Origin of the sequence: Nocardia sp. NPDC060255, from assembly GCF_042727395.1 — a bacterium.
In the GTDB taxonomy this organism is placed as follows: Bacteria; Actinomycetota; Actinomycetes; order Mycobacteriales; family Mycobacteriaceae; genus Nocardia.
Genome location: NZ_JBHXAU010000001.1, coordinates 929184 through 946645, shown reverse-complemented (window position 1 = coordinate 946645; position 17462 = coordinate 929184). Strand labels below are relative to the sequence as shown.

The following is a 17462-nucleotide window of genomic DNA, read 5'->3' as shown; positions in this document are numbered from 1 at the left end:
CAGCGAGAAGGGCGGTCGCACCGATCGCCTACCCTTGCCGAAGTTCGTATATCGATGTCGGGCAGAATCCAAGAAGCACCGGCCCGGGGGAGGGATTTCGATGACCGACAAGTTCAGCGTGGCTCCGGCCCAAGTGGACAAATTCTCTGCGAGCTTGCAGAAGCTGGCGCAGGAAAATGCGGCGACCGCGTCGTACCTCAAACAATGGCTGGAGGTAGACGCCGGCGCATTCGGCGACGGGGGGCTTTTCCCCATCGGCGCCAAGGCAATCCGTTCGACGCTGGAAAAGCTGCAGCCGAACTACGCGGCACTGGGACAGCTGACCGCGTCCGCGGCGAGCGAACTGTCCAATGTCGCTCAGGTGTATCGGACCACGGACACTGCCAGGGCCGCGGAGTTGGACGCCACCTATCCGGGAGGCAAGTGATGGCGAAGACTCCGGTCGAGCATTTGACCGAACCGCAGCCGGACGACCCGATCTCGGACAACTTCGAGTTCCTGCTCACCTTCAACGCGATCTCGCCGACCTATTGGGTCCAGACCTGGTGCAAGAACGTCATCGGGACGGATCCGGTGGAGTTCGTCGCCACGAAGATCGCCGGTGACTGGGAAGCCCTGCAGAAGGCAGGCAAGGCGGTGGAGAACCTCGCGGCCTACAGTTCCAGCTACTCCGAAGAGATCGGCAACGCGGCCAAGGCCGTCGATCCCCATTGGCACGGCAACGCGGCCACCAGCGCTCAGTCGTACTTCACCGATTTCGCCAAGGCTGTGGCCGCTCAAGCGGGTCCATTGCGGGATATGGCCGACCAGATCAACAGCTACGCGAACTCCGCGTACTTCATCGCGAAGTCGCTCAGCGACGCGGCGCAGACCGTGCTGGATATGGCCGCGATCGCGGTAATCGAATGGGCCGCGGCAGAGGCTTCCGCACTCACCGGCGTAGGACTCGTCGCCACCGCCGCATTGGTCGCGGCGGCAACCGCGACCACGCTGCGGGTCATCGCGGAATTCGGTCGATTGGTCGAAACATTCACCAAGGGAGTCGTTGTCCTGGAAGGCGTCGGCGGGCTCATCCATGGTGCGGCCGGCCTGATCCAGTCCACCGACCTGCCTTCGCTCCCCGGCAAGACCTACGACCATCCGGGGGCCTGACGTGAATTCACCCGAGCCGATTCATGATCTCGCCCGCGGCGATCTGGCCGTCTCTCGTCAACTCTCGCGTGCATTGAAGGTGCTGCTGGATGGCAGCCCGGATCCGCAGCTGAAGAACCAGATTCGCGGCATCCTCGAAGGAAAAGGCAGTGCCCGCGATCTGATGGGTAGCGATGCGTTCAATCGGGTCCTCGATCGAACGCTGCCCGCGGCAATGCAGAAGTTCGCGGAAATGCCTGCGGACGAACGCAATAGCCTTGCCGCGCAAGGTGAGGCCGAGCTGGAACGGCTGCGCAACCAGCCGCCCGATGCCCAGCCCTCGACCGACAGCACACCACCGACCGACCGAACGCCACCGTCCGCACCCGCGGATACCGTGCTGCCAGGAACACGCAAGCCCAATCGCGACCGCATCGTCTCCCCCGATGAACCAGACGAGGACGACGAGTACTTCCAGGACCGCCGCCAGCGTGGGTGGCTGGAGTGAATCGACAAGTGCGGGAAGACTATTGATGTCGAGTGCACCGAGTGGGTCGCGGCGGCAGCAGGTGCTGTTCGAGACGGATATCAATCCGGATCGTGCGCCGGTGTTCGCGGCGGCGCCGCTCGAACTGATTCTCGTGGAGGCCATGCCCGACGTGTGTAGCGAACACGGCGAGCCCGCCGCGGAAAGTCGGCCATTCACAGTGAGTTCCAGTGGGCCGGGATCGGAGATTCCGAGTGTGGGGTCCGTTCTTCGGTCCCTGAGTACATCGCGGAAATACCGGACCGGCGGGGTGCGGGCGCTGGTCCGATTCGCCTGCCCGGCCTGTGTGTACTGCCTGCACGATGTTCGCCGATACCGGCGCATCGCGTTGCTCCTGCTGCTCGTGATTGCGATAACGATCGGGGCGACCATTGTCGCTCGCTATTTCGCTGCCCAGCAGTTCTACTTACCGCTCGCCTTCGCGATCCTGCCCGGCTGCTTTCCCATCCTGCTATTCCTCGCGGTGGTCCTGTGGAAGCGATCCAGTTACTTCGCAGATGTCTGGATGGCAGACCCGGCAAACCAACTGATCGTCTTCGCGCATCCGAACTTCGTTGCGGCAGTTCAGGAACGCCGAGCAGAGTCCCACTGAACACGCTGGCTCGCCTCCGCGGTCTCGACGGTGATCTTCGGCGGCAGCTCGGCCAGCCCATACCAGCTTCGAGTTATCCTGCTGCACTGTAGAATCGGATGCTGGGAGGGGACCGAATGCTGGTCGAGTTGGCCGTTGGTGACGCGTATGGGGCGGGTTTCGAGTACGCCGATCCGAGACTTGTCGCCGAATACAACACGTTGGATGCGTACATCCAGCATCCGACGCATCTGGGCGTCCGGCCGGGTGCGTATACCGACGACACTCAGATGACGTTGGCCATCGCGGAACTGATGGTCTCCGGTGAGCCGTGGGAGCCCGTGCAACTGGCCGACCACTTCGTGCGGGCTTATCACCGTGACCCGCGCGACGGTTACGCCACTCGGTTTCAGCAATTCCTCGACACCGTGCACACCGGCGCGGACCTGTTGCGCCGCATCGATCCGTCCAGCGACAAGAGCGGGTCCGCCATGCGTGCCGGGCCGATCGGCCTGCTACCGACGGTCGATCAGGTGCTGCACTACGCGGAGGTGCAGGCGCGCGTCACCCACAACACTCCCGGTGGGATCTCGGCGGCGCAGGCCGCCGCGCTGGCTGTGCATTACTGCCATCGGGAGCTCGGGCCGGTGGGCGACCTGCCCGGCTGGCTCGGTGCTCAGCTCGACCCGAGTTGGGCGCGACCGTGGCGCGGCAAGGTCGGATCGAAGGGCTGGATGAGCGTGCGCGCCGCGCTCACCGCGCTGACCTCGAGCAGCAGCCTCAGCGAAATCCTGCGTGTCTCAGTGGCTTTCACCGGCGATGTGGATACCGTCGCGACGATCGCGCTCGCCGCCGGATCGCGCTCACCGCAGATCGAGCAGGACCTGCCGGACGCATTGCTGATCGGGCTCGAGCACGGCCCTTACGGCAGCGACTATCTGCGGGACTTGGACGCGCGGCTGCTCGCGCAATTCGCCTGATCCAAGCCGATGCGGAACCGAGTGGAATTCGACCGCCGAATAATGCATTCCAGGTCTATTTACTGCCACGATAGGTAAATAGATATGGAGGGCAGAGATGCGAATCCTGCTGCTCGGTGGCGCTGGTCAGATGGGGCGGGTTGCCGCGCGCGTCCTCGCCGAGGATGACGCTGTCGAACATGTTGTGGTGACCGACCTTTGCGAGCGCAAGGCGCTGACAGTCGCAGATCGACTGGGCCCGAAGGTATCCGGGATCAGTGTCGATGTGCTCGATGCGGCCGGGCTGGCCACCGCCCTGCGCGACTGCGACCTCGTGGTGAATACGGTAGGTCCGTACTTTCGCTTCGGGGCGCGGATTCTGTCGGCGGCGATCGAGGCGGGCCGCGACTACATCGACATCTGCGACGATTGGGAACCAACTCTGCAGATGCTCGAGCTCGATGAAGAGGCGCGGACGGCAGGGGTCACTGCACTGGTCGGCATGGGAGCCAGTCCCGGAATCGCCAATCTGCTCGCGGTGACCGCGGCTCGCGAACTCGACACCGTGGCCGACATCATCACCGGGTGGAGCATCGACGTGGCGACGGCGTCACCTGCCGAAGCGGCCGGAACACCGAATGCGGCTGTCGCGCATGGGATTCAGCAGATCACCGGCACGATCCGGATACTGCGAGACGGTCGACTGGTCGACCGGCCCGCCTTGGCACAGAAACGATTCCACTATCCAGGGCTCGGACCGGGCTGCGGTTGGAGCTTCGGACATCCCGAGGCCGTCACCCTGCATCGGGATTACCCACACGCTCGCGACAACGTCAATGTGGTAGTCGGCCACCGCTGGATCATCACAGCGCTTGCGGCACTGCGCTATTGCGTCGACCACCACATCCTCACCGCAGCCGCGGCAGCGCGGACTGTCGAAGCGGCCGAACGGCGACTGCCCTCCGATCCGGCGGACGGCCTGCGCCCCGGCGCGCTTCCGCCGTTGTTCGCCGTGCTCAGCGGGACTCACGACGGCGCCCCCGGCACTGCCGCCACCGCGCTGGCACACGTCCCCGGCCTGTCCATGGCCGAAATCACCGGCGTCCCGCTCGCCGTAGCCGCCCTCGGACTGCCCACCAAACCCGGCGTGCACACCCCGGAGACCCTGCTCGACCCCGACGAATTCTTCGCCACGCTGGCGCGGCACTGCCCCGGCACACCGGCACCACGCACCATGACGGCAACCACTCGTTCCTGGGTTGATGATCAGAGCAACATCGAAACCCTCTCGGCCACAACCCTTACCGCCTGCCTGCTGCCAACGAGTCGAGCACGACGATCCGGACGCCACCAGCGAGCAGCGCGCTGGGAGTGAGTCCGCACATGGCGTGGAAGGTATCGCTGAAGTGCGAGGGGCTGGCGAAACCCGCGTCCGCGGCGGCGGTCGTGAGGTCCGCGCCCTTCGCGATGGCACGGCCGACGCTGAGCATGCGCGCCCACATTCGGTAGCGGCGGAAGCTGGTGCCCGCGTGCCGGGCGAACAGGTGCAGGAACCGTGAGGTCGACAGGTGCGCCTCGGCGGCCAGTTCGGCGGCCGAGTTCGCCCGGGCCGGGTGCGCCAGCAGCATCGCCGCCGCGGCCGCGATCCTGGTATCGATGGGCGCCGCCCCCGGACCACACGCCAGGTCGACTGCGGCGGCAGGGTCGAAATCCACCTGTGCGGCAAGGCTTATCAGGTCGGGTTCGTCGCGGTGGTCCAACCCGAATCCATGGAAACGGATGGTCATCCGGTCCCAGCTCGTCTTCGCCCGGGGCGAGCTGGGATCGATATAGCAGAACAGCATCTGCCCGCCGGTAGCCACGACCTGATGGACCATCCGGGGTGGAATCAGCGCGGTACGAGCAGTCCGTGCCGACCCGTCGGCACACAGCGTGAACGGCGCATCGATGCCTACCGCCAGGCACAGCACCGAGCCACAGTGCGCGTCGAGCCGCAGCGAGGGGCCTCGATACACCGCGTGCCCGGGCCACAACCACACCGTCGTAAGACAGCGTGTTTCTGGAAGTGCCGCACCACCCATGCTCGCCATGCTTGCACGACCAACGGAAAGGGGTCGACCATGCGATTCGAATACCTCGCGCAGGCAACGCTTGTGCTGATAGGCGTGATCCACATTGTTCCCGGCATCGTCGCCTGCGCACCCGGCCGCGCCGCCGCGGTTTACGGCACCGAGCTCGGCAATCGCGACCAGGAACTTTTGCTGCGGCATCGTGCGCTGCTGCTCGCGCTGGTCGGGGCCGGAGTCATCGTCGGGGCCCTCTTCGCGCCGATCCGAGTGGCCGCGATGACCGCAGCGGCGATCAGCCTGATCAGCTTTCTCGCGCTTGCCCGCACCGTCGGTTTCCGCGACCTCAACGACAAAACCAAGCGCGTCGCGTGGGTGGACGTGGTCGCGCTGATCGCCCTCGCGGTGGCCGCGCTGGCCTTCATCGGGTGAATACGCGTGGGGTGCCGTCCGAGGACACCCCACGCAGAGCGACCTACTCCCCCAGATACACCGGCAGCTGGCGGTGACCATTGGAGACGAAGCTGCCGACCGGCTGCAGATCCGCCGGATCCACCGCGAGCCGGAGGTTCGGGAAGCGCTCGAACAAGGCGGGGAGCGCGACCGCCGCTTCGAGTCGGGCCAGCGGTGCACCGATGCAGTGGTGGGCGCCGTGGCCGAAGGACAGATGGTCCTTGTTGGTGCGGTGGATGTCGAACTGATCGGCCGTCGCGCCGTGCAGGTTCGGGTCGCGTCCGGCACCCGCGTAGGAGGCGAGGATGGCCTCGCCCTTGGGGATTCGGATATCGCCGATGTCGATGTCGTCGACCGCGTAGCGCAACGGCAGGTGCGCGACCGGTGCCTCGTAGCGCAGCGTCTCCTCCACCACGTCCGACCAGGGCACCCGGCCCTCGACCACATCGGCGCGCTGTTCCGGATGGGTCAACAGCGCGAAAATCGCTTGGTCGAGCAGGTTTACGGTGGTCTCGTGCCCCGCGTTGATGACGAGCATCAAGGTGTCGACGAGTTCCTTCTCGATCAGCTGGGAGCCGTCCTCGTCGCGGGTGGCGATCAAGACGCTGGTGACGTCGTCGCCGGGGGTCTCGGTGCGGTAGGCGACGAGTTCGCTGATGAGCCGGTACATTTCGAGATAGTTGGCCTGCGCCTGCTCGGGCGTGAACGAGGTGTCGAAGAATCCGTCGACGCATTTGTGCAGGCCGCCGCCCAGATGCTCGGGCACGCCCATCATTTCGGTGATCACCTGGATCGGCACCGGATACGCGAATCCCGCACGCAGGTCCACTGATTCGCCGGGCAGGGTGGCCGCCAGCGCGTTCAGCAGGTTCTCGGTGATCGCCTCGATCCGCGGCCGCAGCGCCGTGGTGCGCCGATGGGTGAACGCGGGCGAGACCAATTTCCGCAGCCGCCGATGGTCGGCACCGTAGGCGGTGAACATGTTGTCCACCGCGACCCAGGGCAGCAACGGCCACGCCTCGGTGATCTCGCCGTTGATGAACGAAGACCAGTGCTGCCGAGGATCTTTGGACACGCGCGGATCGGCGAGCAGGCTCTTGAGCACCGTCGCGTCGGTGGCCGACCACGCGGGCACGCCACCCGGTAATTCCACTACCGCGACGGGTCCGCGCGCCCGGATCCGCGCGGACTCGCCTTGAATGTCGGCACCGGTCGTGTCCAGAACTATCGGTTCATGCTCCATCGGACGCTCCTTACATCATGTTCAACGGAGGGGACTTGGGGAAGACGACCGGCAGTGCCGCGACCGCGCGGTGGAAAGGCCCTGGCCGCCACACCAATTCGTCGACGGGCACGGCGAGTTCCATTTCGGGGAGAGCGTCGAGCAGCTGGTCGATGGCGTCCTGCACGATCAGGTAGGCGACCGACTTGGCCGGGCAGGCATGCGGTCCGGCGGCCCACGCCAGGTGCGAGCGATTGCCGGTGCGGTCGCCGCCGCGGATCTCGGGATCGTTGTTGCAGCCCGCGAGGCTGATCAGGACCGGCTGGTGCGCGGGCAACCAGTTGTCGTCGATCAGGATCGGCTGCCTCGGGTACGAGGTGCAGAAGTTCGCCATCGGCGGGTCGTTGAACAGCACCTCGTCGAGGGCGTCGCGGGTCGACATGCTGCCGCCGACGACGTCGCCGCCGAACCGGTCGTCGGTGACCATCAGCAGCAGGGTGTTGATGATCAGGTTCTGCTGCGGTTCGATGCCCGCGCCGTAGAAACTGATCAGCTGGGACAGCATTTCGGTGTCGTCGAGTTCGGCCGGGTGATGCGCTAGCCGGGAGGTGACGTCGTCGCCGGGTTCCGCGCGCCGCAGACCGATCAACTCCAGCAGCGCCTCGCTGAGCATCTGCATGCCCTGGGCGGCGTTGACGGTGTCGAAGAGCGCGGCCATGCCGGTCGCCACCCGCTGGCCCAGTTCCGCTGAGCAGCCGACCATTTGGTTGAGCACCTCGAAGACCAGCGGGAACGCGTACTGGGTCACCAGGTCGGCGGACCCCTTCGCGCAGAAGGTATTGATCAGCGGGATGGCGATCCGCTCGACGGTGGCGTGCAGGTCGTGCAGGTCGATTCCGTCGATGGCGACGGTGTAGGCCTGCCGGTAGCGCGCGTGCGCGGCGCCGCTGTTGCGCAACGCGTTCGGGTACCACTCCATCATCGGCTTGACCGGCGAGTCGTCGGGGATGTGCTGCTGCCAGGTCCGCGGGTCGGCCGGAAAATGCTCGGGGTCGTTCAGGATTCGCAATGCCGCCTGATAACCGACCACCAGGGTGGCCGGCACGTCCGGAGCCAGCTCGATCGGCACCAGCGAGCCGTACTGCCTGCGCATCTCGGCATAGGCGCGATGCGGATCGGCGGCGAACTCCGGGGTGTGCAGTTGCACTCGGGGGCCATCGGTGTCGATGGGCGACCCGTGCTGGACAGGGCAGACTCCGGGCGTGGCGGTCTCGGTGAATGGTGACGTGGTCAAGGACGTGACTCCAGACGGTCGGTGCGCGGGCCCGTGGCTCGGCCAGGTGCCTCGGGAAAGGTCGGAGGTGTATCAGGTGTCAACCGACCATAGGTGACCATTGCTAACGAGTGCACGGCGAGGACCGGAACGCCGTGCGGCAACCGCAGGTTCACCGCACCTACCTCACAGTCCCTGCAGGACACATGTTTTCGACGGGTGCGGCACCGGCGAATCCCCCTAGTCCTGGCAACCGCCCAGAAGCTGACGGTTCATCCACGGTAGCAGCATTGCGAGAAAGTCTCTCTCGATGCGGCAACAGGTTATCGGGCGTCGGTGCGGCGCAAATATGTTGCGCTACCAGCGAATAGACCGCCGCTGTTCGGTCGTCGCGCGGGCGGAGTTGAACGATCGACACTGCGTTCGGGGGCGGACACAATACGAGTTAGTTGACCTTGTAAAGCCAAGTTTGGGGAGTTGCGAGTTCACCGGTGCTGGACCAGCGGTAGGTGCGGGCGAGGCCGGTGCCCTCATAGCCGCGCAGGTAGTCGACCAGGCCGGGGCGGGTCGCGCGGCCGGTGGCGATGCCCGTCAGGATGATCGTGGTGAGGTCGTAGGCTTCGACGGAACTTGGGCCGGGAGCTCGGCCGTTCAAAGCCTGGTAGTCACTGGCGAACTGAGTGACGACCGGGCCACAAGAGCAGGACACGATCGCTCCAGTCGCCGAATCGCCTGCTCGAGCAACGAAATCCGGTGTCACAGTGCTTTCCGCGGAGACGAACGGCACGGTGCTGCCCGCCCGTCTCAGCTGTTGCAGCAGGGCGGAAGCCTCTTCGTAGAAGCCGGAGTAGAAGACCGCGTCCGGCTTGGCGGCGGCGATACCGGTTGTCACCGTGGTGAAGTCACGATCGCCCTTGGCGATGGCGGCCGCACAATTCGGGTCGGCGGCGGAACCGAGGCTGGAGACAGCGCTGCCTGCCAGGCTGCTGCCATAACCGGACTTGTCCTGGATGATGCAGATCTTGCGGAAGTGCGCCGTATTGACCAGGTATTTCGCCAACGCGGTTCCTTGGACGTCATCGGCGGCCAAAGCGCGGAAGAAGGAGTGCCAACCGTTGGTGGACAACGCGGGGTCGGTGGCCGAGGGGGTCAGGAACGGAAGCCCGGCGTCGCTGAACACCCTTCCAGCAGTTTGGATTTCCGTGGAGAACACCGGTCCTACCAATGCGACGATCGATGGGTCGTTCACGATCTGCGCGGCCACTCCGGCCGCGGACTGCGGGTCCCCCGCGATATCGAATTCCCGCAGTGCGACAGAGCATCCCGGATTCGCCTTGGTGAACTGATCGATCGCCAACTTCACCCCACCGCCGGTGCTTTGCGTGGCAGCCGCCGTCGTCGCAATGGTTACGGGCGCGCAGGTCGCCTGCCCATCGCCCGCCGCTGCGAACGCGACGCTGGGTTTCGCAACCTCCTTGCCCAGAGCATCGATCTGCGTCAGCGGCTCGAAAGCCCGCGACGCGCCGATAGTCCCAGGAGCCACCGCCCGCACCCAATCAATGGGATGCGGCGCACCCGCCCCGGTGGGCGGCGCCGCCGTGTCCGAAGAGGATCCCGAGTTCGCCCAAACAAACCCCGCCACAATCACAGCCACAACCACCAGCGCCGCCCCGGCAAGCCCGGCATTGCGAGCGGTCCGCCCGCCAGAACGCCCTGCTACCAGCGCTTCCCGAGGCCCTTCACCCTCCTGCGCCCACTGACTCGGCTCCTCCGACAACGTGCGCTCACTCGACCCGGCCCCATGCACCGACGCACTCGGATCCTCCTGCCGCGTCCGCTCGCCCGACGCCAATCCGCGCTCAGCCGACTCCGACTCTGCCTGCCGCGTACGCTCGCTCGAGCCGACCTCCTGCGTCCAGCCACTCGGTGCCACCTGCCACGCGCCCGCATCCGACAGCGTCTCGTGCGCGGAACCAGCCGACTCCGACTGCCACGTAGGTGCATACGACTCTGCTTGTCGCGGACGGTTATCCGACGACTGCCCGTGGGCGGACTCGCTTGGCTCTCGCGGTTCTGTATGTGGCGGTACCCACGACTGCGGCACTGTGGGTGGGGCGTGGCCGGTTGTTGTTGGACCGCATGGTGATCGGTGGTCCGACTGTGCGCCGCTTGCCAGGGCTTGCCTTGCCGCGGTGGCGAATTCGGTGCAGGAGTGGAAGCGGTCGGCGGGGCGTTTGGCCAATGCCTTTGTCAGCACCGCGTCCAGCGCGGGTGGTAGGTGGGGCTGGCGGGTGCTGAGCAGTGGAGGCGATTGATGCAGGTGGGCGGCGATCATCGCGGCGGGGTTGTCGGCGGTGAAGGGCGCGGTGCCGGAGAGGAGCCAGAAGAGGGTGCAGGCGAGGGCGTATTGGTCGGAGCGGTGGTCGACGGGGGTGGCGGAGAGTTGTTCAGGGGCGGCGTAGGCCAAGGTGGCGGCGAACATTCCGGTTCGGGTCAGCTGGTGGGCGTCGTCGCGTAGGCGGGCTATGCCGAAGTCGGTCAACAGGACTCGCTCGTCCTGTCCGGCCGTCGGGCGGGACAGCATGATGTTGGCCGGTTTCACGTCGCGGTGCAGGACGCCGACGGCGTGCGCGTAGTCGAGGGCCTTCGCGGTCTCGGCGATGATCTCCACCGCGCGGGCCGGGTCCAGGGCGCGCGGGTCTAGGGCTCCGGCGTCGATGCCGTCGATGTACTGCATCGAGATCCAGCGGATGCCGTCCTCGACGCCACGGTCGTATACCGCGACGACATTCGGATGGTCCAGCTGTGCGACCAGTTCCGCCTCACGCTCGAACCGGGCCCGCATTTCGTCGTTGGCCTGCAGCCCGGAACTGAGCAGCTTCAACGCGATCCGGCGCGGTAGCCGCGGATGCCGCGCGAGGTACACCGATCCCATACCGCCGTGACCCAGGCGGCGCTCGATCACGTACCCGGCGAAAACCTCACCAGCGCGCAGCATCCCGTCCTCTCAGACGTCGAGTCGCCGACCACATGCCACCTGCTGCCATTGCGGACCCGAATTGATCACCCACGCAGGCTCGTTCGTCACCGATTCCGACTCCCGGCCATCGTAGCCTGCGCTTTTACCCGGCGGACCGACCCGGAACGCGCTGGCTGGCCCCGCTGGATCACGGCTGGGTCGGCATCTCGCCGGGCACGGTGGCTTCCTGCTCGATGCCCTAGCTTGCCCCGGCGAGGTTGCCGGGGCACCGCAGAATCCGACTAGGCGGTAGCAGCCCTGAGCTGAGCTGGAGCAGCCGTCAGGAATTCCGTTGACCGGGAATGACCGGTCCAGCAAGCTCGGGCTGTGCACAGGAATACGGAGCGGGTCGTGCTCGAGCCGTTGACCGCGGACAATCTCGCCTTGCTGCTCGACGCGGCGGTGGCCGACGCGGATCCGCTGGAGGTGATGCCGCCGGTGGATGGTGCGCCGGGGTGGAATGCGGAACGCAAGCAGGCGTTTCTGGATTTCCATCGCGGGCGGGCGCTGTTGGCGGATGGGCCGGTGGAGTACACCTATTTGATCGTGGTGGGTGGTCGGGTGGTCGGGGCCGCGCGGTTGCAGCCGGGTGCGGAGGGGCTCGAGGCAGGTGTGTGGATCGGCCGCTCGGATCGTGGGCGTGGTGTGGGCCGGGCCGTTGCCGAGCAGCTGCGGATGGTTGCTGCGGAGATCGGTGCGCGGCGGGTGGTAGCGGTCACCACGGTGGCTAATTCGGCGGCGCGCAGGCTGCTCGGGGCGGCAACATCGACCGTCAGCGGCGAGACGGTGACGGCGACGTTAGCGCTCGACTGACGCATTGATGCCCGGAAATACTGTGGCAAAGTGGGATTGATGGCTGGACCGGAGTGGAATCACAACAGCTTCTACCACCGGTTTCTGGTGCGACAACTGCCGAAGCCGTGTGCGCGAGTGCTGGATGTCGGGTGTGGGGCCGGAGCATTCGCAGTCGAATTGGCGCGGCAGGCCGAACAGGTGGATGCCATCGATCGGTCGCCGGTGATGATCGACGCCGCGAAACAGGCGGCGCCCGACAATGTCACCTGCATTGTGGGGGACGTGCTGGCACAGCCGTTGCCCGCGGCGAGCTACGACGCGATCGTATCGATCAGCACGCTGCACCATCTGCCGCTCGACAAGACGTTGCCGGTGCTGGCCGATGCGCTGCGACCGGGCGGGGTGCTGGCCGTTGTGGCGCTGCCGCGCGCGGACCTGCCTCGGGAACTGCCGGTCGAGATCATGGCGGCGCTCGGGCACCGGGTTCTCGGGGTTGCGTTCGCTGGTCTTCGTCGCTGTGGTCGCGGAGATTGGCATGCCCTGGCGCCGAGCCACGAGGACATGCCGGTGGTTCTCGATCCGCCGCTGACGACTCGTCAGGTGCGGCAGCAGGCGGTCGCGATACTTCCCGGCGCACGGGTGCGGCGGCTCGTCTACTGGCGGTACTCACTGGTGTGGCAGAAACCCGACAGCTAGATTTGCCAGACATTCGAATTGACCTGTGGCGCAATCATTTCAAGTCTCGACATGTCTCGTCCAACGCGGTGCGCAACAGTTCGGCATAGACGTCGAGATCCGGAATAGTCGCGGCATCCGCATGAAGTGAGATCGTGACGGTCTCCCCGAGTCCGTGAACTCCGTGGGTCAACCGCATGACCGAGCCGATCGCCGGGAAGCCGCCGGTGAAGCGGACCAGTCCGCCGCCGAAGGTGAGGTTCGCCGGCCCGCGATGCACGCTGGAAACGACGGTGTGCCCCGCAATGGAGTCGGGCACCGCGTCCAGGGGATACCGGCCGACATCGCGACGGAGCAGCGGCGCGGGCACGACGGCGGTGACGCGATCCTGTGCCGCCAGCAACGGATGCTGTGCACGCACTCGCCGATCGGCCATGGCGGCCGCGATCTTGTCGGCGCGATGCCGGAGATCGGGTTCATCGATGCGGAGATCGATGCTGAGGCTGCGATAGTTGTTGCGCGCGTTGGACATCGCGGTATCTGACAGCGCCACGGGCACCTGCGCACCGAGCCGCACCGCCGCACCGCCGCGCCCTTCGAGATAGCGCGCGAGTGCGAGCGACACGGCGGTCAGCACGACCACGGTCACCGTGCGCCCGGGAACCCGCAAAGCTGCCGAGTCGCACACAATCATTCGTACTTGATGTCCCGAATCAGCTTCTGTCGCAGCCTGATTGACCAGACTTGGCGGGAAGCCCGGCCCAGGCGACGGCAGCCTGCCTGCCGCAGTGAACTCCGCGAGCTCCTGCTGAGCTCGAAACGCCTGGTAGCCACGGAAAGCGGTCCGGGCCAAACGAATCGGCAGCTGCGGCAACGCCAGCGCCGCGGCCGCCGACGCCGAGGTCGCCGCTCCGACCGACCCGCGAAGCACGTCAGCGGCCGAATCCCGCAGGGTGGCATACGGTCCGAAACCGACAACCTTGGTACCGACCGTCCGCGTCACCAAGGTGGCCAGAGCCCGGAAGCCGAGCGGCCGATCGGTGCGAGTACCGCCCCCGGCAGAGTTCGCTTCGGCCGCCGGATCCGCCTCGGCAAACAACGCTCGCGCGATCTCGGCGGCGCGCCGACCGTCCGCGAGCGCGTGCGACATCTGCAGAACCGCGACGAGCACCGGACCTGAGTCATCCTGGGACGTAGGTCCCGGGTCGCCGTCGACCGGTGCAGACCCCGCGCCGCTCATGGGTCTCGCGCGATTCCGCCCGGGAGCATCGACGATGCCGCGGAACACGTGCAATCGCCACGGCCGCACCGCCGCGTCCACTCCGGTGCCGAGCACCTCGCCGAGCGCCGCCTGCAGATGCGCCCAATCCGGCTCGGCCAGCACATGCTCAACGAACTGGTCTGCGGTGAAATCACACCGCACCCACGACGGGTAATCGAGATCGCCCGGCACGACGCGCGCTCGCACCCGCAGATCGGCGATCCGCGCGCTGCGTTCGGCGACGAAGGTGCGGAGGTCCGCGGTGGGACGCCCGGTATCGGTGAAGCAGTACAGCAGAAACAGATCGTTGCGTGTACGGGCCGACAGCCAGTACATCGTCGCGTCCTGCGCCGCCATCGAACCCACCGCCCGACAGTATCGAACCCGTCCGCCCGCGCCACTCGAGCGCCGGGAACGCCCGCCTGCGGCTCACTCGGAACAGCACCGGCCGAGCCTGAATGATCTTGTTCCGCAAGCGGATCGGGCGAAACCCATCGATTCCACCGGACCTACCTGCTACCGTCTGTAGTAGAACGCATACCACTCTCCCAGGGGCGGGGTGTCGACCATGGCAACTCAACTCGGTCGCAAGGTCAGCGCGCAGGCGAATTCCGCCGACGAGCGATATCAGGCCGCCGGCTTCCTCAAGCGGTCGATCAACAAGGTCTTTCCGACACACTGGTCGTTTCTGCTCGGCGAGATCGCGCTGTACAGCTTCATCATCCTGTTGCTGTCGGGCGTGTATCTGACCCTGTACTTCGACCCGTCCATGACCGAGGTGGTCTACGACGGCGCCTACCAGCCGTTACGTGGCGTCACCATGTCGCGGGCCTACGAGACGGCGCTGAACATCTCGTTCGAGGTGCGTGGCGGGTTGTTCGTGCGGCAGGTACACCATTGGGCCGCCCTGCTTTTCGCGGCATCGATCATCGTGCACCTGTTCCGGGTGTTCTTCACCGGCGCGTTCCGCAAGCCGCGCGAGGCGAACTGGGTGATCGGCTCGCTGCTGCTGATCCTGGCGATGTTCGAGGGTTACTTCGGCTACTCGCTGCCCGACGATCTGCTCTCGGGTACCGGCCTGCGAGCCGCGTTCTCGTCCATCACGCTCGGCATACCGATCGTCGGCACCTGGCTGCACTGGCTGATGTTCGGCGGCGACTACCCGGGCACCATCATCATTCCGCGCCTGTTCATCGCGCATGTGCTCCTGTTCCCCGGCATCATGCTCGCGCTGATCGCGGCACACGTCGCACTGGTCTGGTATCAGAAGCACACCCAGTTCCCCGGTCCGGGCCGCACCGAGAACAACGTGGTCGGCGCGCGCATCGTGCCGGTGTTCTCCCTGGATCAGGGCTCGTTCTTCGCGTTCACCCTCGGCATCGTCGCCATCATGGGTGGCCTGCTGGAGATCAATCCGATCTGGAACATGGGTCCGTACAACCCCTCTCAGATCTCCGCGGGATCGCAGCCGGACTTCTACATGATGTGGACCGACGGCATGATGCGCCTCATCCCACCGTGGGAGCTGTATCTGGGCCGCTACACGGTGCCCGCCCCGGTGTGGGGCGCGTTGATCATGGGCTTGGTGTTCACGGCGCTGATCACCTACCCGTGGATCGAGAAACGGCTGACCGGCGACTCCGCCGTGAATCACAATCTGCTGCAACGCCCGCGGGACGTGCCGGTGCGCACCGCGATCGGTGCGATGTCGATCGCGTTCTACGTCGTGCTCACCCTGTCGTGCGTGAACGACATCGTCGCCTACAAGTTCAACATCTCATTGAACGCGACGACCTGGACCGGACGGATCGGCATCCTGCTGCTGCCGCCGCTGGCCTACTTCGTCGCGTATCGGATCTGCCTCGGCCTGCAGCGCGGCGACCGCGAGGTGCTCGAGCACGGCGTCGAGACCGGCGTGATCAGGCGGCTGCCGGATGGGGAGTACATCGAGCTGCATCAGCCGCTGGGCCCGGTGGACGACCACGGCCATCCGATCCCGCTGGAGTACCAGGGCGCGCCGGTGCCGAAGAAGATGAGCAAGCTCGGGTTGGCGGGCAAGCCGGGGACCGGCAGCTTCTTCCGGGCCGATCCGTCGGAGGAGTCCGAGCGCAATCACGAGGCCGACCACAACGAGGAGCGGCGTCAGCTCGCGGTACTGCGGAATTATCAGGAACGCGATAGCCGGAACGGGAACGGCGCGGGCGGCAACGGCAGTGCGCGTTAGTCGACGACCAATAGCTGACCGACGCTCTTTATCGGTGACATGCAAGTATTCGGACGCCGGAAACCCGATGCCCGAATATTGCGCGGCCCCGAGTCCGTGCCGACCCGGGGCCCGTAGTGCCTGTTCAGACGACCTGTTGTTATCAGGCGCGCCCGAACTCCCCCTGCGCCACTCCAGTTAGGAATGTGTCCCACTGCCCCGGGGCAAACGCGAGCACCGGGCCATATCCGTTGTCCTTGGTGTCACGGACCGCGATTTTGCCGTCGACTAGAAAGGCGACTTCCACACAGTTCCCATCGGGGCCGCTGTATGTGCTCTTACGCCACACAGCATCCGTCAAATCAACCTCCACGGCACTAGCTCCTTTGCTGCGTCGAGAACGAGATTTCTTCTGACATCGTTCTAACTAGCACCGGCACCCGGCCAACCAACGCCGAATCCCCTGTGCGCCTGCTAGAAGCGCGCAACTCAACGGTGCGTCGTTATCGCACTGTACGTCGGGGTGAATACACCCCGCGAGGTTGCCCCCGCGCGATAAACCCTAGCAGGTCTATCGAAAGTTTGCCCGCCTCTTGCTTATTGAAACATCGCAACTGCCAAGTTTGCGAAGATGAAATGTTGCGGAAACATTGCCAGCAGGTATTGGCCATTCCTCCGATCGGACTGCCGCAAACTTTTCGACCGATGTGATTGCTCCGTGATCCGGCAGAGTTTCTTTCTGTGGACACTGGCTCATCGACGCCACCGCCGGCGGCGGGCATGATGGAACTCATGGTTGACCGCGATCGCGACGACGCAGGTCGCGCCCTTAACTCTCGTCCGCGTGACCGATTGGGCCGTCCGCTGCCACCCGGCAGTGTCGGAGTTGCCCGAATTCCCGACGATCTGGACCTGCCGCCGCAGCAAACGCTCACCTTCGCTCAGCAACTGCTGGACGACGGTTTGGCATTCAACGCGCACGAGGTATTAGAGGCGGCGTGGAAGAACGGACCGTTCGCCGAACGGATGCTGTGGCAGGCACTCGCCCAACTCGCTGTCGGGGTCACCCACATCCAGCGCGGTAATCCCAAGGGCGCGCGCACCCTGCTCAACCGCGCGATCACCCGGCTGACCGAGTACCAGCCCGCGGACACGCCCTACGGCATCGACCGCGCCGGCCTGATCGCCCACTCGCAGGCACTGCTCGACGCGCTGGACGCGCAGACGCCGATCGCGCCGACGGAGCTGATGCCGCAGCTGCGCGGCTGATATCTACGATGGGCACCG

General features: G+C 65.9%; 17 protein-coding genes. 11 read left to right on the top strand and 6 right to left on the bottom strand.

Annotated elements, in window-relative coordinates; genetic code table 11:
* The first annotated feature begins 100 nt into the window (after window positions 1-100).
* The 6 genes from ACFWF1_RS04390 (at window position 101) to ACFWF1_RS04365 (ending at window position 4583) form a co-directional block, all read left to right on the top strand.
* Window positions 101-427 (top strand): hypothetical protein, encoded by a 327-nt coding sequence (locus ACFWF1_RS04390; RefSeq protein WP_379281816.1) that lies wholly within the window; start codon window positions 101-103, stop codon window positions 425-427.
* Complete coding sequence (locus ACFWF1_RS04385; protein ID WP_379281815.1) at window positions 427-1152, top strand: WXG100 family type VII secretion target; 726 nt, start codon at window positions 427-429, stop codon at window positions 1150-1152. Before ACFWF1_RS04390 ends, ACFWF1_RS04385 begins: the two co-directional genes overlap by 1 nt.
* A 1-nt stretch (window position 1153) precedes the next feature.
* Window positions 1154-1639: a hypothetical protein gene (locus ACFWF1_RS04380; RefSeq protein WP_379281814.1), complete on the top strand. Its 486-nt coding sequence runs from the start codon at window positions 1154-1156 to the stop codon at window positions 1637-1639.
* Window positions 1640-1739: 100 nt separating this feature from the next.
* Window positions 1740-2270 carry a hypothetical protein gene (locus ACFWF1_RS04375; RefSeq protein WP_379322154.1) on the top strand — a complete coding sequence of 177 codons (531 nt, stop codon included), beginning with the start codon at window positions 1740-1742 and terminating at the stop codon, window positions 2268-2270.
* A 116-nt stretch (window positions 2271-2386) separates the two neighbouring features.
* On the top strand, window positions 2387-3229 hold the full coding sequence (locus ACFWF1_RS04370) for an ADP-ribosylglycohydrolase family protein (RefSeq protein ID WP_379281812.1): 843 nt from the start codon (window positions 2387-2389) through the stop codon (window positions 3227-3229).
* Between the two features lie 97 nt (window positions 3230-3326).
* Complete coding sequence (locus ACFWF1_RS04365; RefSeq protein WP_379281811.1) at window positions 3327-4583, top strand: saccharopine dehydrogenase family protein; 1257 nt, start codon at window positions 3327-3329, stop codon at window positions 4581-4583.
* On the opposite strand, the gene ACFWF1_RS04360 is transcribed toward ACFWF1_RS04365, so the two are convergent.
* Window positions 4510-5298, bottom strand: coding sequence for a helix-turn-helix domain-containing protein (locus ACFWF1_RS04360; RefSeq protein ID WP_379281810.1), 789 nt, complete (start codon window positions 5296-5298; stop codon window positions 4510-4512). The two genes, ACFWF1_RS04365 and ACFWF1_RS04360, sit on opposite strands and share 74 nt — an antisense overlap.
* Window positions 5299-5328: 30 nt before the next feature.
* On the opposite strand from ACFWF1_RS04360, the gene ACFWF1_RS04355 reads away from it, so the two are divergent.
* Window positions 5329-5706, top strand: a complete 378-nt coding sequence (locus ACFWF1_RS04355) for a hypothetical protein (RefSeq protein ID WP_379281809.1) — start codon at window positions 5329-5331, stop codon at window positions 5704-5706.
* Between the two features lie 43 nt (window positions 5707-5749).
* Here ACFWF1_RS04355 and ACFWF1_RS04350 read toward each other — a convergent pair whose 3' ends face one another.
* The 3 genes from ACFWF1_RS04350 to ACFWF1_RS04340 all read right to left on the bottom strand — a co-directional run bounded on the left by ACFWF1_RS04350 (window position 5750) and on the right by ACFWF1_RS04340 (window position 11220).
* Entirely contained in the window at window positions 5750-6970 is a 1221-nt protein-coding gene (locus ACFWF1_RS04350) for a cytochrome P450 (protein ID WP_379281808.1), read from the bottom strand.
* A gap of 10 nt (window positions 6971-6980) precedes the next feature.
* Window positions 6981-8243, bottom strand: a complete 1263-nt coding sequence (locus ACFWF1_RS04345; RefSeq protein WP_379281807.1) for a cytochrome P450 — start codon at window positions 8241-8243, stop codon at window positions 6981-6983.
* Window positions 8244-8667: 424 nt separating this feature from the next.
* Window positions 8668-11220: an ABC transporter substrate-binding protein gene (locus ACFWF1_RS04340; protein WP_379281806.1), complete on the bottom strand. Its 2553-nt coding sequence runs from the start codon at window positions 11218-11220 to the stop codon at window positions 8668-8670.
* Between the two features lie 372 nt (window positions 11221-11592).
* Here ACFWF1_RS04340 and ACFWF1_RS04335 point away from each other — a divergent pair, with 372 nt between their 5' ends.
* Both ACFWF1_RS04335 and ACFWF1_RS04330 read left to right on the top strand, forming a co-directional pair.
* Entirely contained in the window at window positions 11593-12054 is a 462-nt protein-coding gene (locus ACFWF1_RS04335; protein ID WP_379322153.1) for a GNAT family N-acetyltransferase, read from the top strand.
* A gap of 39 nt (window positions 12055-12093) precedes the next feature.
* Window positions 12094-12732, top strand: coding sequence for a class I SAM-dependent methyltransferase (locus ACFWF1_RS04330; RefSeq protein ID WP_379281804.1), 639 nt, complete (start codon window positions 12094-12096; stop codon window positions 12730-12732).
* Window positions 12733-12766: 34 nt separating this feature from the next.
* Here ACFWF1_RS04330 and ACFWF1_RS04325 read toward each other — a convergent pair whose 3' ends face one another.
* On the bottom strand, window positions 12767-14329 hold the full coding sequence (locus tag ACFWF1_RS04325; RefSeq protein WP_379282308.1) for a WS/DGAT domain-containing protein: 1563 nt from the start codon (window positions 14327-14329) through the stop codon (window positions 12767-12769).
* 211 nt (window positions 14330-14540) lie between these two features.
* Here ACFWF1_RS04325 and ACFWF1_RS04320 point away from each other — a divergent pair, with 211 nt between their 5' ends.
* Window positions 14541-16196 (top strand): cytochrome bc complex cytochrome b subunit, encoded by a 1656-nt coding sequence (locus ACFWF1_RS04320; protein WP_379281803.1) that lies wholly within the window; start codon window positions 14541-14543, stop codon window positions 16194-16196.
* A gap of 142 nt (window positions 16197-16338) precedes the next feature.
* Here ACFWF1_RS04320 and ACFWF1_RS04315 read toward each other — a convergent pair whose 3' ends face one another.
* Window positions 16339-16524: a DUF397 domain-containing protein gene (locus tag ACFWF1_RS04315; RefSeq protein WP_379282307.1), complete on the bottom strand. Its 186-nt coding sequence runs from the start codon at window positions 16522-16524 to the stop codon at window positions 16339-16341.
* Window positions 16525-16967: 443 nt separating this feature from the next.
* Here ACFWF1_RS04315 and ACFWF1_RS04310 point away from each other — a divergent pair, with 443 nt between their 5' ends.
* On the top strand, window positions 16968-17444 hold the full coding sequence (locus ACFWF1_RS04310; RefSeq protein WP_379281802.1) for a DUF309 domain-containing protein: 477 nt from the start codon (window positions 16968-16970) through the stop codon (window positions 17442-17444).
* Window positions 17445-17462 lie beyond the last annotated feature (18 nt).

Bases quoted from the DNA above. Each gene is read 5' to 3' on its own strand.
- ACFWF1_RS04320 (WP_379281803.1), top strand. From the start codon at position 14,541: ATGGCAACTCAACTCGGTCGCAAGGTCAGCGCGCAGGCGAATTCCGCC.
- ACFWF1_RS04325 (WP_379282308.1), bottom strand. From the start codon at position 14,329: ATGGCGGCGCAGGACGCGACGATGTACTGGCTGTCGGCCCGTACACGC.
- ACFWF1_RS04390 (WP_379281816.1), top strand. From the start codon at position 101: ATGACCGACAAGTTCAGCGTGGCTCCGGCCCAAGTGGACAAATTCTCT.
- ACFWF1_RS04310 (WP_379281802.1), top strand. From the start codon at position 16,968: ATGGTTGACCGCGATCGCGACGACGCAGGTCGCGCCCTTAACTCTCGT.
- ACFWF1_RS04330 (WP_379281804.1), top strand. From the start codon at position 12,094: ATGGCTGGACCGGAGTGGAATCACAACAGCTTCTACCACCGGTTTCTG.
- ACFWF1_RS04350 (WP_379281808.1), bottom strand. From the start codon at position 6,970: ATGGAGCATGAACCGATAGTTCTGGACACGACCGGTGCCGACATTCAA.
- ACFWF1_RS04355 (WP_379281809.1), top strand. From the start codon at position 5,329: ATGCGATTCGAATACCTCGCGCAGGCAACGCTTGTGCTGATAGGCGTG.
- ACFWF1_RS04360 (WP_379281810.1), bottom strand. From the start codon at position 5,298: ATGGCGAGCATGGGTGGTGCGGCACTTCCAGAAACACGCTGTCTTACG.
- ACFWF1_RS04365 (WP_379281811.1), top strand. From the start codon at position 3,327: ATGCGAATCCTGCTGCTCGGTGGCGCTGGTCAGATGGGGCGGGTTGCC.
- ACFWF1_RS04340 (WP_379281806.1), bottom strand. From the start codon at position 11,220: ATGCTGCGCGCTGGTGAGGTTTTCGCCGGGTACGTGATCGAGCGCCGC.
- ACFWF1_RS04370 (WP_379281812.1), top strand. From the start codon at position 2,387: ATGCTGGTCGAGTTGGCCGTTGGTGACGCGTATGGGGCGGGTTTCGAG.
- ACFWF1_RS04385 (WP_379281815.1), top strand. From the start codon at position 427: ATGGCGAAGACTCCGGTCGAGCATTTGACCGAACCGCAGCCGGACGAC.